The organism is Oceanobacillus sp. FSL K6-2867, from assembly GCF_037963145.1.
In the GTDB taxonomy this organism is placed as follows: Bacteria; Bacillota; Bacilli; order Bacillales; family Amphibacillaceae; genus Oceanobacillus.
In genome coordinates this window covers 895,693-908,845 of record NZ_CP150144.1, presented here as the reverse complement: position 1 = coordinate 908,845, position 13,153 = coordinate 895,693, and the positions used below count along the sequence as shown (strand labels likewise).

Sequence of the window (13,153 nt, the reverse complement as noted above, 5' to 3'; positions counted from 1 at the left end):
ACAACATATAGAACTTTAAACAGGAAATTGTAGATTTTTCAAGAATAATAAAAAGAGGGGGGATTAATTTATGGACGCACTGAGTCTGGAGGGATCCATATTTCATTGACAAGGTGACATTTTTACATGCATTAAATAGAAATAGAAAATTTGATCTTAATATGGACAAACTGTTAGTTACTAATTGGAATAAGGGGTGACTTTGTGAAAAAGAGAAAGATGAAAATGGGATGGTTTGGCTGGACGATGGCAGGAGTCGTCTTGATTACATTAATTGGGTCAAGTTTATTCTTTTTTAATGTATTCCAACTGGATATGAAGACATTATTCCAGGATGATAATTTTATCGGATCAACTGATCAGAAGGATATTTCGGAAGAGGCAATGGGAGAAATTGATCGAGTGCGTGCTACCTTAGGAAATGAAAACGAGGAGTTGGGCGGTTTTATTGCAACGATGCACGAATTTTATAATAAAACAACTGGATATGGTGGAATTAACAATCTGGATTGGGACGAACAAAGGGAACAAGCAGAGACAATTATCGATACAATTGAGGGAGATAAAGCAGACATAATAGACGAAGCTCTACTTACGGATTTAACCCAAATTGCTGACTTAGCAAAGCGTATCTTGGATGAGCAAGATAGTGATCTTATCCGCAATTTGCATCGTTATTTTCATGATTTAGATATTGCGTTGAATGACTACAAAACCTTTGATAGAATTTGGAATGTCACTGATACATTAAAAGACATAGAAAAGGTCAAAAAATAACACATACTGACAGAAAATATGATACTCTAGTATTAAATAACTTGATTGTCACCAAGCCTTTAGGTGATAACCATAGTTGCACTTAGGCAGCAAGAAAGTTTACTTTCTTAACTGCCAAGAGAAATTTTACATTAAAGGAGTTATAAATATGAGTAAACCATTCATTTTTGGACATAAAAATCCGGATACAGATACAATCTGTTCTGCACTTTCTTTTGCAGATTTAAAAAATAAAATTGGGGAAGAAGCAACAGCTGTAAGACTTGGAGCTGTTAATAAGGAAACTCAATTTGCTTTGGATTATTTTGGAGTAGTGGCACCTGAACAGATTGATAAAGTAGAGAATGGTGCCAAGGTTATCTTGGTAGACCATAATGAATTCCAACAAAGTGTGGATAACATTGAAAATGCGCATATTCTTGAAGTTGTCGATCATCACCGTATTTCGAATTTTGAAACGAGAGAAGCTTTATATTTTCGTGCAGAGCCAGTAGGTTGTACGGCAACAATTTTAAATAAAATGTATAAAGAGAAAGGCATTCCTGTTACAAAGGAAATTGCTGGACTGCTTTTATCAGCGATCATCTCCGACTCTTTATTGTTAAAATCTCCAACATGTACTGCGGAAGACGTGGAAGCAGCACATGAACTTGCAGAAATCGCAGAAGTAAATATTGAAACTTATGGACTGAAGATGCTTCAAGCTGGAGCTGATCTAAGTGATAAATCTGCACGTGACTTAATCACAATGGATGCTAAGGAATTTTCTATGGGTCAGGCAAAAGTTGAGATTGCTCAAGTAAATGCGGTTGATACAAGTGATATTTATAAAAATCAAGCTGAAATTGAAGCTGAAATAGAGAAGGTTGTAAAAGAGAAGGAATTAGATTTATTTCTTTTCGTTGCAACGGATATTTTAAATAATGATTCTGAGGTACTTGCTGTCGGGAACGGGAAAGATAAAGTAGCATCTGGATTTAGCGTAACTTTTGATGGAAACAACAGAGCACTGTTAAAAGGAGTAGTATCTCGTAAGAAACAAATTGTTACAACATTAACAGATGAGTTTTTAAAATAAAAAACAAAATGGATCTCTTTACGATGTCGTATAGAGATCCATTTTTGGTATAAAAAGAAATAAAAAAGCCTTCCCTTAATTGGGAAAGCTTTTATTATAAACTAACTTACGCTTTGTTAACGTTAGTAGCTTGTGGTCCACGGTTACCTTCTTCGATATCGAAAGTTACTGTTTGACCTTCTTCTAAAGTTTTGAAACCTTCGCCTTGAATTGCTGAGAAATGTACGAATACATCGTCTCCACCTTCAACTTCGATGAAACCGAAACCTTTATCTGCGTTAAACCATTTTACTGAACCTGTGTTCATTAAAAAAACCTCCATGTGCATTTTGCACGTTTATTACTATTTTTGTTCAAGATTACAACTCAAGACGAAATAACTAAAGAGATACTACTGTCTATCCTGTATTTCTCACGAACAACAATAATTATTTATATTATAGCATAGATATCTAAAAAATATCCACCTTTTTTAAAAAAAGTTTTAAACAGTATTTTATTTACATTTAAAGACAGAAAAAAGCGGAAGTTAAGAACGGATTATCGTGAAGGTCATACCCAGCAAAGGAGATAATCAGGCACATTATTGATTCTAAATTAATGTATCCATGCTTTTATCATATTATTTTTAAAGCATGTTGGGAAAAGCTTTATTTTTAAATGTTTGACGAGTTAATGCAATAAAGTCTTCCAATGGAGGAGACATCCACTTATCCTTATGCCAAGCAATGTGGGTGAAAATAGGAGGAATTTTATTATTCCATTTTAATTCCTGCATTTTTCCCATTTTAATATCATGTTCAACAACCATTGTAGGTAATGCCGCAATTCCTAATCCAGCTATTACACATTGCTTGATAGCTTCAATACTGCTGAACTCAAACTTATTTATTGGGTATACTTTTGCTGAATGACAGCAATTTTCTAAAAGTGTACGGTAAGAACAGCCAATTTCGGTTAAGAGTAATGTTTCAAGTTCAATATCTTTAAGTTGTATTTCTGGCTTTGCAGCTAATGAATGATTAGGGGAAGCTACTAATTTAATGTCTTCCTGAATCAAAGGTTTTATTGTCAATGCTTCTTCAGGTTTTGATATATCCATAATAAAGGCAACATCAAGTGTACCTTTCATTAGCTGTTCTCTAGCTAGCTCATCAGAATGAGCTGGTTTAAAGATTAGCTTTACGTTAGGATATTGATCTTTAAATTCTTTTAAAATTATGGGCAGCCTGTACGTACACTGGCTTTCCTGTGCTCCAATAATAAGTGTTCCGGAAGGTTCTTTATTACTACTGATCGCCACTTTTGCTTCTTCATTTAGTTGAATGATTTTTTCTGCATATACTGTAAATTCTTTGCCTGCCTCGGTCAGTGTCAGGCGCTTACCTAAGCGTTCAAATAAAGGTTTTTCCAGTTCTTCTTCCAATGCTTTAATTTGGGCTGTAACACTGGATTGAGCAAAGTTTAAGATGCTGGCAGTTTTCGTGAAGTTTAGCGTTTCAGCCGCAATCTTGAAAGTGATGAGCTGTTTATTATCCACATTAGCCACTCTCCTTAATTCCCTAATCGTAAATATCGATTATATAAATCGAAATGATTCGTTTTACTGATTTATGTATGTAGTTTAAGCTATAAAGCATAATCAGTCAAAGAAGGAGTGGAAGTGGATGAAGAGTATTGCAGTTATTTATGGAGGCACCAGACCAAACGGAAATACAGAGACATTAACGAAACTAGCTATTAAGGGTCTGGAAGCAGATTCAATTTATCTGAACGAATTCAATATCCTGCCGATAGAGGATAAACGTCACGCTGAAGAGGGTTTTTCAAACGTTGGCGACGATTACAACGATATACTGACCAGAATGATGCAACATGATGTCTTCCTATTTGCTACACCAATTTATTGGTATAGCATGTCAGGAAAAATGAAGAATTTTATTGATAGATGGTCTCAAACGATGAAAGAGCCCCAATTTAAAGGATTTAAAGAAAATATGTCTAAGAAAAGAGCCTATGTAATTGCCGTAGGAGGAGATTCACCTTATATAAAAGGATTACCTCTAATTCAGCAGTTTAAATATATTTTTGACTTTTTTGGTCTGTCCTTTGAGGGATATATCATTGGGGAAGCAAACAGACCTGGGGATATATACAAAGATGAAAAGGCATTTTATGCGGCTGAACAATTACGTGAAACCTTAAATTTATCAAGTATGAACGAACTGTAATACCCAACCCTGCGATTATACCTGAGGAAAATAAAATGCGTGAAGGGATTATGAATAATATCATGCCTAGAATAGAAACTAAAAAGAAGTTGAAAGGGGTGACATGAAATGTCAGGGAAACCGAAAGGACCGAAGCAGCAAGAAAAAGTAAATTTACCGAAAAGTCCAGTCCAGCCATATGGTGAGCCATTGAGTGGTTCCAAAAAAGTTAAAAATGCAAATCATTCTAGACAAAACCAAAACCCTCACCATGGTTTATAATCGATTTTTTATATTGAAGGAGCATAATCAGTTACGATTATTGCTCTTTTGCTTTTTACCCTCTAATATTATAATTGTGCTGCGTATTATTATGGAGTGCAATGTATACTTTTTAAAAGGAGAAATTATTGATGTGGAAAGAGTTTAAGCAATTTGCTTTTCAAGGGAATATCTTTGACCTAGCTGTTGCAGTGGTAATTGGTTCAGCTTTTGGTGCAATCGTAACATCCTTTGTTGAAAATATTATTACGCCTCTTGTAGGAATTTTAGCAGGTGGTATTGATTTCACCGGATTAAGTATAATGGTTGGAGATGCTGAAGTATTATATGGCAATTTTATTCAATCCTTTGTTGATTTTTTGATTATTGCATTTGCAATCTTTATGACAATCCGTTTTCTGTCTAAATTTAAAAAGAAAGAAGAGAAAGCGGCTGAAGAGGAAGTTGATAAACAAGAACAGCTGCTTACTGAAATCAGAGATTTATTAAAAGAACAAAATGCAAAATAAAGAACCTGCAGATTATGCTTCTGCAGGTTTTTCATTGTTTTTATAGGTATTGTACATTTTCTTAGCAATCAATTGCTGAACAATCATAAAGATTCCACCTACTGCCCAGTATAGTGGCAGTACTGCCGGAGCATTTAATGAAATTACACCAATCATGATTGGTGAGAGGAGCCCCATAAATGTCATCTGGCTTTTCATTTTTGAATCCATACCGATTAAGGACACTTTGAACTGGATAAAGTAGATGACTACAGCCAGCAAAGTTAGGATAATATCCGATTGTCCAAGATTAAACCAAAGAAATGAATGGGATGAAATTTCAGGTGTTCGGAGAATTGCATAGTAAAATCCAATTAATATCGGGAATTGTATGAGCATTGGTAAACATCCGCCCAGTGAAGCCAATGGGTTTATCTCATGTTTCCCATAAAGCTGCATTAATTCCGACTGCATTTTCTTCTGTGTTTCTGCATCCTGCTTGTTGTTGTACTTCTCTTGTATTGCATCCATTTCTGGTTTTAATACGTTCATTTTTTCCTTCATTGCAACATTATTTTTAATTTGCTTAAGCATGATAGGCATCAAGGCCAATCGAATAAAAAGTGTCAACAGGATAATGGATAGTCCATAATTATCACTGAAAAAACCGGCTAATCCCTTGATTAATACAGAAAATGTATAGACGAAATAATGATCAAACCAGCCGGATGAATCGGCATTTATTGGCTCGGCTGTTCCTTGGCAGCCTGCAAGTAATGCAATTACTAAAAGTCCAAATATGATAAAGCTATATTTCTTAAGTGTGGTGAATACAGATTTTGTTTCCATATTAGCCCTCCTTGATTTTTATAACAAAAATCGAAAGAAGAGCTGTCTTCTTCGTTATCATCCGGTATCTCGATCCGTTTAGTTTTATGGGTTAACCAATTGCGTATTTCCAGAATTGTTGCGGTTAACTCAGGAACAGAAAGCAACTGATATTGCAATGCATGTGATTTTCGAATATACACATCTGTTTGATAGGTGTTTGGTTGATTGTAAATTCGAATTGGAATAATTGCCAGCAATAAACCGATATAAAAATAAATTGGCGAGAACTCATTAAACAATTCGGATAATAACTCAATAAGCATCTGTATTCACCTCCGTTCTAAAAGTACTATTATTAAGTACGATTCAAAAGCAGTTTAGGTTTCACTTTTTATAAAGTTAATTCAGTATTTATATAAACTGCGAGCTAACTGCTGAAATATGAGTAAGTCCGATCGTCCGGGATCGCTCCGGGCGGATGCTTTCCACGGGCCGGCATCAGCCTCTCCGAAAGAAAACCGCTTACGGTGAGTCTTCAGACACGTGCTTTTCCCGCAGGAGTCCCCGCCCTTCACTTACCCTGACTGGTTAGAGCAACGTTTTATTAAATTCTTGATAAACGATGTTAACAATAGGTAACGTGTCAGTTCTAGCTACGGAAACACCCGCAGAAAGCGCAGTGTGTTTTCGTAGCGGGTATACGCACAATCCATCCATGTATGTTAGTCCGCAGTTTCGTTCCAATGGGTTACTTATAAAGGTAATGAGAGCGTGAACAGAGAGTAAGTTTCATGCAAGGGTTACTCATAATGATGAGAGATCCAGAATAAAAAGTAAATCAGATAAAACAAGTCGCTGATAGAGAAGCAAGTAAGAAATTGTATTACCTGTACCATTAAATGGAGCAATTACAATAGTGCGAATCACTTCACTGCACATTGCATATGAATATCAGTCTTTAGACGTAGAGGAATTACTACTTCGGGTTGTGGATAGAGGTCACGTTCCTAATTAGAATGAAACTAGGTGGAAGAAAGGATGAGATAAATGGAAACCATTATTGAAGTTCAAAATATTGGGAAATCGTATAAGAAAAGAAGATCAAAGGAATTTGTACACGCGGTTAGTGGTGTCTCTTTTAATGTAAATCGAGGTGAAATTCTCGGCTTGCTTGGTCCAAATGGGGCTGGAAAAACGACTACAATTAAAATGATCTGTGGATTGCTGATAGCAGATTCAGGTGCGATCCGAATAAATGGAATCGATATTAAGGAGAATCGACTGAAAGCATTACGGCATATCAGTGCAGTGCTTGAAGGAAATCGTAATCTTTATTGGCGCCTGACTGTCAGGGAGAATCTGGAGTATTTTGCAGGAAATAGAGGAATGTCACGTCACGATACCAAAGATCAGGTTGAGGAAAATTTGATCTAAAGGATAAGGAAACTGAGCTCGTTAACCGACTTTCCAGAGGAATACAGCAAAAGTTGGCAATAGCAGTAGCAATGCTGGCTGAAAGTGATGTTATTTTATTAGATGAGCCAACCCTTGGATTGGATGTTGAAACTGGGTATGAGGTACGGGAGATCTTAAAGGCGATTGTACGAGATTACAATCGAACCATTATTATTAGCTCGCATGATATGGATGTTATTCAGGATATTTGCAAGCGCACAGTTATTATTAATCAAGGAAAAATTATTACAGATGATAGAGTAGAAAATTTATTTAAATTATTTGAGATTCGCGCCTATACCATCACACTGGGTGAGGTTTTAAACAGTCAGCAGCAGCAATTACTTCTACAGAAATTTCCACATCACGACTATAAACAAGATGCCTTTCAATCCATTCTAAATATCGAACTAGCGAAAAGTGAAGAAATCTATGGTCTATTTGATGTGCTTCAATTAAACAATACGCCAGTTGAGGCAATTGATCGAAAGACAATTAATTTCGAGCAAATCTTTATGAAAATCGTAAAGGGGGAAAAGCAAAATGCGTTGGCTCAATCTTCTTAAAGCAAATATGAAAAAGGAGTATATTGAATTAAAGCGCTATTTGCCAAATACAATTGCGATGCTGCTTACCTTTTACATTATTTTTTTAGGGATGTTTGCCGGGATACAATTAATTGGCGATCCAAGTGCACAGGATAGCAATATTCAGTACGCGATTGTAAATTATATTTTCTGGTTTTTATCCTTTATGGTAATCAATAGTATTGGTTATGAAATGATAAATGAGGCGATGAAAGGAACGCTGGAGCAGCTTTCGATGTCGCCAATGGGAATGTGGCGCATTATGGCGGCACGGCTAATTTCCACAACATTCATAAATTTAGTTATTGTGGTTGTGCTATTATACTTGTCAATGGCAACTGCCGGTCAATGGCTGAATATCGATGTGATCACGATAGCTCCAATTCTATTGCTTACCGTGATTAGTATGTTTGGTGTTGGATTTATTATTGCCGGGATATCTATTATTTTAAAGCAGGTGCAGGCATTTTTACAAATTCTGCAGTTTATTTTAATGGCGTTAACATTCATACCGCTATCCGTATCACCAGTACTTGCTTTTTTGCCTTTTGTAAAAGGGATTGATATGATTCGTGAGATCATGATTAATGGAGCTGCATTAAACTAGCTTCAGGTCGGAGAATTTATGATATTAGGATTCAATGCACTTTTTTATTTAGCGGTAGGCCTTGGGGTATTCTTATACTGTGAACGTGTTGCAATGATGAAAGGATTAATGGCACATTATTGAAGCGATTTCTTTCTTTTAATAAAAATAGCGGCAGATAATCAGGGTGGAACAGTGGATCACAAAAATAAGCATCGGGAAAAGAAGGGACACATTATCTAAGAAATATTTTAGGAAATAGGTACATGTCTCATACAATCCAGAAGTAACTGACATAGGTTAGAAGTGAACCAACAATAGAAAGGGGATTATTTAATGAGACATCGTCATGGACGTCATTGTGGTTGTAATTCTTGTAAGACAATTGTACATCCGACAAAGTATAATTGTGTTGATACTTTCTCAGAAAGTACAGTAAACCATGTGCATCCTTCCCATACCACTGTAACAAACCATCATTTAGTTAAAAATAACCATTTCTTTCCGCACTCAACATCATTTCAAAATACGTCAAATAGTGTGAATGCGTATGGTGGATCTTTCGAAGTTCCGGGCGGTCCGGGACAAGTAGGAGGAGCAATGTCACCTGGATTTGGCCCAGGAGGCCAAGTAGGAGGAGCAATGTCTCCAGGGTTTGGCCCAGGAGGTCAAGTAGGAGGGGCAATGTCACCAGGATATGGCCCAGGAGGTCAAGTAGCGGGGGCAATGTCACCAGGATATGGCCAAGGAAATCATGGTCATGGATGCGGAAACTGGAAAAAACCTTCAAAATGGTGTTAACTAGAGTAAAGGGCTGGCACAAATAAAGTTGCCAGCTTTTTCCTTTCCGCTGCAAAAAGCATAGATTAATTTCCTTTGCTAAATATGCATTTACTTAAGATTTTTAATGAGGTGTTCATACATATGAAAATATTAACAGTAACTGGATACAAACCAATGGAATTAAATATTTTTAAAGAAAATGATCCGCGTATTACATTTATAAAAGCTGCAATTGAAAAGCGGCTAATCGGTTTTATTGAAGAAGGCTTGGAATGGGTTTTAATTTCTGGACAAATGGGTGTTGAATTATGGACAGCTGATGTAGTATTGGATTTGAAAGAAATGTATGATATTAATATCGGCGTCTTTCCCCCATTTGAAAATCAGGATAACCGCTGGCCAGATCCAATTAAGGAAAAATACCAGGAATTAATAATGATCGCCGATTTTTATAAACCAATCTATCTAGGTGATTATAAAGGACCTTATCAATTTAAAGCGAAGAATATGTGGTTTGTGGACAAAAGTGATGGCTGTCTCCTCTTAATGGATGAAGAGTATCCAGGGAGCAATCGATTCTTTTATGAAGCCGCTAAAAATGCTAATAAAGATTATCAGGTATTTACGATCACTCCTGCAGATTTAGATGATGCTGTAGAAGAGATGCGCATGTCAGATCCTAACTATTGGGAGTAAGCATCGATATTGGTCTAATAAAATTTAATCATTTTCCTTATCTGTGCATATTATCTATTGAAGAAAGATACAGAAAGGTGGAATGAGGATGTACTATTCATATGTACCTCCATACAGACAATCATTTTCCAGACAGCAAGACCGTTTGCTTACAGTATCAGGGCATGGCAGGGTATCAATTGAACCGGATATAGCAACAATCCAGCTTGCTGTTATTACGGAAGACGAATCGTTAAGCAAGGCACAACAAGAAAATGCACAATTAATGAATCAAGTTATCCAGTCATTGATAGATTTAGGGGTACCAAGAGAAAATATAAGTACAACATCTTACCAAATTTCCCCGCGATATGATTTTGTCGATGGCCAGCAGTTATTGCGTGGATACGAGGTTACAAATCAGATTTCGGTTCGCATTACCCCGATTTCTGAGGTGGGAACCGTTATTGATACTGCTGTGCAAAATGGGGTAAACCGGGTAACAGCAATTCAATTTTCAGTTGATAATCGAGAAACCTATTATCAGCAAGCGCTTGTCCGAGCACTTGAAAATGCACAAGCAAAAGCCCAAACGATTGCTGAAAGCTTGCAAGTAAACCTCGATTCAACACCAATTAAAATTACAGAAGAGTTTTCAGAGACACCAGCTGCCTTCAAAACAATGGCGGTTTCAGCAGAAAGCTTCTCCACACCTATTGAACCGGGTGAAATTAGTATTCAAGCAATAGTAAAAGCTCAATTCCATTACTAAGTAAAGCAAGGGACCGAATACGAATGTCCCTTGTTTTGTTCTACCATAAATATTTTAAAATATCTTCACGAAAATAGATTTGTATCATTTTACAGGACTTAGCATCGATAATAGCGTACTGCCAGCCATAAAGCTGGGCACTTTCTGGACTTTGTGCACTGAATTCAGGGGCATTATCTTTCGAGGTGATTTCACCTTGAGGATATGCAGTCCAAACAATCATATTCTTTTGTAAATCTTCTCCCATCTCATTGTACGCTTTGGAGAGTTCGCTTTCTTAATTGAAAACGCTGGGGTATAGCTGGATGTGGATAGTATCTCATACCACCCCTCCAAAAACGCAGAATCAACTGGATAATCGGATTCAATATCAACAAATAAAGCAACATTGTCAGGGATATTTAATGCTTCTGCTAATATAATGCCTTGTTCAGCATGATCTACCCCATTATCGAATCCACGGGCATCATTTACATGGTTGTAAATGACAAGAATCTGAATGTCGTTGCCGTGGAGATAGTCTGCTTCGGCTACATTTATTCCGGCAGAAACACCTTCTTTTGTACCTAAATACCGTTCCCATATTTTCTGTTGATCAAAATGATCAATGACACAGCTGTACAAACTTTCACCTGTATAGTTGGCTGAATCACCCCCCCCCCCATAAAATGTTATTGCTGGATTCACTGTTACCCTTTTCTGGTTGTTCATCCCCATCTTTATTTCCGTTTCCGATAATAGAGAAGACAACATATAGTAATGTATATGACGCAATCAATATTGTTATTAGAATAAGGGTTCCGATAAATGAGGTATTCTTATACTTAAAGATAATGATGAGCCTTCCTTCTCTACAGTGTATTGAGGGAGTAGAAGAATGGTATGGGTATTAACAAGGCAATAATATTAAGGGGAAATAATGTTAATTGTTTGCTGCCATTCCTATATCATCGATGCTGCTGAAGCTTTGAAGCCTTAAAAAAAATAAAATAATAGCTAAAAGCACTGCACAGGCTGCAATGCTTTTTTTATATCCATAAAATTGCTATTGCCTACTCCTTTTTAAATTAATTGATGATATAATGTTAGAAACTATTCGAATTCAGAGATAATTATAAAAGAGGTTATCCAAAAGGATGAGTTTTATGGATTATGTGATACGCAAAATGAAAAAACGCGATATGAAACAAGTGCAAGATGTTGCAACAACAAGCTGGAATGCCACATATGAAGGAATTATTCCATTGGATGTTCAAGAACGCTTCCTAAGGGCTGTTTACAGTAAGCGGAATTTAAAACGGCGTTTAAGAAACACTGTCTTTTTTGTTGCTGAAGTAAATCAGCGGATAGTTGGCTTTGCTAATTATATTCATGTTCCTGAAAGTGGGCGAATAGAGCTGGCAGCAATTTATATATATCCGACTTATCAAGGAGGAGGAATTGGTACAGCTTTTTTAAAAGCCGGAATTAATGAATTTGGTGTGCAGGAACTTTATTTAAATGTCGAGAAAAATAATCAAATTGGAATGAACTTTTACCGTGCTAAAGGATTTAAAAATATAGATGAATATGATGATTATTTGGATGGTCATGCCTTGAAGACAGTTCGGATGGTTTTGCGAGTAGGGGAGAAGTGATTATAAGTATTGTGAAAACGGATTTGTATTCGATTTCATTTCAAAGATGACAGGAATTACTTAAAATTCGAGCTTTGTATCTTTAATAAAAAAACTATATTAGAGGAAAGTTCAATCAAACGACATACATTCGTTGAAATTTAGACAAGGAGACAGTGCCGGGAGCCACTGTTAAAAAAAGAGAAGGATTTCGAATCTATCAGATAATGGAACTTATGATGATTTGTAGTATGCGGATGCGTTCGATATAACGATTGTGAAAACAGGGAATTATACGATTCTCGAAGGAATGGAAAAACCGAAATGAAATAGCACATCAAATTGAAAGGGAGAGAGAAAAAATGATTATACGGAAAGCGACGATTGCTGATGCAGAAGATATTGCTAAAGTGCATGTGGATAGCTGGAAAATAGCTTATAAGGGAATTTTGCCAGATGAATTTTTAAATCGTTTATCCTATGAACAACGAACAATGCTCTGGGAACGCAACACAATGGAGCAAAATGTATATATTGCTGAAAACGCAGAGGGGAAAATTGTTGGCTTTTCTATTGGCGATAAGGAAAGAACAAAAATGTATGATGGGTATGAAGGTGAACTTAACGCAATATATATTTTAAAAGCGTATCAGCGGAGGGGGATCGGAAAGCTGCTTATTCAACCTGTCGTTGAAGAGCTGCTCCAAAAAGGGATAAATACGATGATTGTAAAGGTTATTGAAGAGAACCCATCGAGTGTTTTTTATGAAGCATTAGGTGCTCATGTTGTCGATCGTTTAGAAATTAAAATAGCTGGTGCATTGATGCACGAAATTGTTTATGGATGGGATGATTTAAAACACCTGCAGAGGATTGCTGAGCGGGAGTATGAAAAGTGAACGGCTACTAATGCAGCGGTTAGTAATAGAGGCTGATAATTATTCATTACTGTATTATTGGACCAGATGCCGGTTTTTAGCTCGTTAACAAGAAAAAGAAAACAAAACGACTGC

Annotated in this window: 19 protein-coding genes; 13 read left to right on the top strand and 6 right to left on the bottom strand. The window is 36.4% G+C overall.

Features of this window, described 5'->3' with window-relative positions; genetic code table 11:
• Positions 1-204: 204 nt before the first annotated feature.
• A complete protein-coding gene (locus tag NSQ77_RS04305; RefSeq protein ID WP_339229034.1) occupies positions 205-777 on the top strand; it encodes a hypothetical protein in 573 nt (190 codons plus the stop codon).
• A 148-nt stretch (positions 778-925) separates the two neighbouring features.
• On the top strand, positions 926-1,855 hold the full coding sequence (locus NSQ77_RS04300; RefSeq protein WP_339229032.1) for a manganese-dependent inorganic pyrophosphatase: 930 nt from the start codon (positions 926-928) through the stop codon (positions 1,853-1,855).
• Between the two features lie 106 nt (positions 1,856-1,961).
• Here NSQ77_RS04300 and NSQ77_RS04295 read toward each other — a convergent pair whose 3' ends face one another.
• Positions 1,962-2,162 carry a cold-shock protein gene (locus tag NSQ77_RS04295; protein ID WP_067724698.1) on the bottom strand — a complete coding sequence of 67 codons (201 nt, stop codon included), beginning with the start codon at positions 2,160-2,162 and terminating at the stop codon, positions 1,962-1,964.
• A 321-nt stretch (positions 2,163-2,483) separates the two neighbouring features.
• The gene (locus NSQ77_RS04290) at positions 2,484-3,395 is read right to left on the bottom strand and encodes a LysR family transcriptional regulator (RefSeq protein ID WP_339229029.1); all 912 of its coding nucleotides are present in this window, start codon (positions 3,393-3,395) and stop codon (positions 2,484-2,486) included.
• Between the two features lie 127 nt (positions 3,396-3,522).
• Between NSQ77_RS04290 and NSQ77_RS04285 the strand changes: the two genes are divergently transcribed.
• From NSQ77_RS04285 to mscL, 3 genes are all read left to right on the top strand, one after another.
• Positions 3,523-4,086, top strand: a complete 564-nt coding sequence (locus NSQ77_RS04285) for a flavodoxin family protein (RefSeq protein ID WP_339229028.1) — start codon at positions 3,523-3,525, stop codon at positions 4,084-4,086.
• A 108-nt stretch (positions 4,087-4,194) separates the two neighbouring features.
• Positions 4,195-4,347, top strand: a complete 153-nt coding sequence (locus NSQ77_RS04280) for a small acid-soluble spore protein P (RefSeq protein WP_339229027.1) — start codon at positions 4,195-4,197, stop codon at positions 4,345-4,347.
• A 131-nt stretch (positions 4,348-4,478) separates the two neighbouring features.
• Positions 4,479-4,856 (top strand): large conductance mechanosensitive channel protein MscL, encoded by a 378-nt coding sequence (mscL, locus tag NSQ77_RS04275; RefSeq protein WP_339229026.1) that lies wholly within the window; start codon positions 4,479-4,481, stop codon positions 4,854-4,856.
• Between the two features lie 12 nt (positions 4,857-4,868).
• Here mscL and yidC read toward each other — a convergent pair whose 3' ends face one another.
• Positions 4,869-5,684 carry a membrane protein insertase YidC gene (yidC, locus tag NSQ77_RS04270; RefSeq protein ID WP_339229024.1) on the bottom strand — a complete coding sequence of 272 codons (816 nt, stop codon included), beginning with the start codon at positions 5,682-5,684 and terminating at the stop codon, positions 4,869-4,871.
• Positions 5,621-5,989 carry a hypothetical protein gene (locus NSQ77_RS04265; protein WP_339229023.1) on the bottom strand — a complete coding sequence of 123 codons (369 nt, stop codon included), beginning with the start codon at positions 5,987-5,989 and terminating at the stop codon, positions 5,621-5,623. Before NSQ77_RS04265 ends, yidC begins: the two co-directional genes overlap by 64 nt.
• Positions 5,990-6,713: 724 nt before the next feature.
• Here NSQ77_RS04265 and NSQ77_RS04260 point away from each other — a divergent pair.
• The 6 genes from NSQ77_RS04260 (at position 6,714) to NSQ77_RS04235 (ending at position 10,524) form a co-directional block, all read left to right on the top strand.
• A complete protein-coding gene (locus tag NSQ77_RS04260; protein WP_339229022.1) occupies positions 6,714-7,100 on the top strand; it encodes an ATP-binding cassette domain-containing protein in 387 nt (128 codons plus the stop codon).
• Between the two features lie 59 nt (positions 7,101-7,159).
• On the top strand, positions 7,160-7,687 hold the full coding sequence (locus tag NSQ77_RS04255; RefSeq protein WP_339230932.1) for a hypothetical protein: 528 nt from the start codon (positions 7,160-7,162) through the stop codon (positions 7,685-7,687).
• Positions 7,665-8,315 carry an ABC transporter permease gene (locus tag NSQ77_RS04250; protein WP_339229021.1) on the top strand — a complete coding sequence of 217 codons (651 nt, stop codon included), beginning with the start codon at positions 7,665-7,667 and terminating at the stop codon, positions 8,313-8,315. Before NSQ77_RS04255 ends, NSQ77_RS04250 begins: the two co-directional genes overlap by 23 nt.
• Before the next feature lie 315 nt (positions 8,316-8,630).
• Entirely contained in the window at positions 8,631-9,095 is a 465-nt protein-coding gene (locus NSQ77_RS04245; protein ID WP_339229019.1) for a spore coat protein, read from the top strand.
• 123 nt (positions 9,096-9,218) lie between these two features.
• Positions 9,219-9,773 carry a DUF1273 domain-containing protein gene (locus NSQ77_RS04240; protein ID WP_339229017.1) on the top strand — a complete coding sequence of 185 codons (555 nt, stop codon included), beginning with the start codon at positions 9,219-9,221 and terminating at the stop codon, positions 9,771-9,773.
• A gap of 88 nt (positions 9,774-9,861) precedes the next feature.
• Positions 9,862-10,524, top strand: coding sequence for an SIMPL domain-containing protein (locus NSQ77_RS04235; RefSeq protein WP_339229015.1), 663 nt, complete (start codon positions 9,862-9,864; stop codon positions 10,522-10,524).
• Between the two features lie 40 nt (positions 10,525-10,564).
• On the opposite strand, the gene NSQ77_RS04230 is transcribed toward NSQ77_RS04235, so the two are convergent.
• On the bottom strand, positions 10,565-10,771 hold the full coding sequence (locus NSQ77_RS04230) for a hypothetical protein (protein WP_339229014.1): 207 nt from the start codon (positions 10,769-10,771) through the stop codon (positions 10,565-10,567).
• Entirely contained in the window at positions 10,744-11,211 is a 468-nt protein-coding gene (locus tag NSQ77_RS04225; RefSeq protein ID WP_339229012.1) for a glycoside hydrolase domain-containing protein, read from the bottom strand. The genes NSQ77_RS04230 and NSQ77_RS04225 overlap by 28 nt, the downstream gene beginning before the upstream one ends.
• 458 nt (positions 11,212-11,669) lie before the next feature.
• Here NSQ77_RS04225 and NSQ77_RS04220 point away from each other — a divergent pair, with 458 nt between their 5' ends.
• Both NSQ77_RS04220 and NSQ77_RS04215 read left to right on the top strand, forming a co-directional pair.
• The gene (locus NSQ77_RS04220; protein WP_339229010.1) at positions 11,670-12,161 is read left to right on the top strand and encodes a GNAT family N-acetyltransferase; all 492 of its coding nucleotides are present in this window, start codon (positions 11,670-11,672) and stop codon (positions 12,159-12,161) included.
• A 341-nt stretch (positions 12,162-12,502) separates the two neighbouring features.
• The gene (locus tag NSQ77_RS04215) at positions 12,503-13,039 is read left to right on the top strand and encodes a GNAT family N-acetyltransferase (protein ID WP_339229008.1); all 537 of its coding nucleotides are present in this window, start codon (positions 12,503-12,505) and stop codon (positions 13,037-13,039) included.
• Positions 13,040-13,153: the final 114 nt, after the last annotated feature.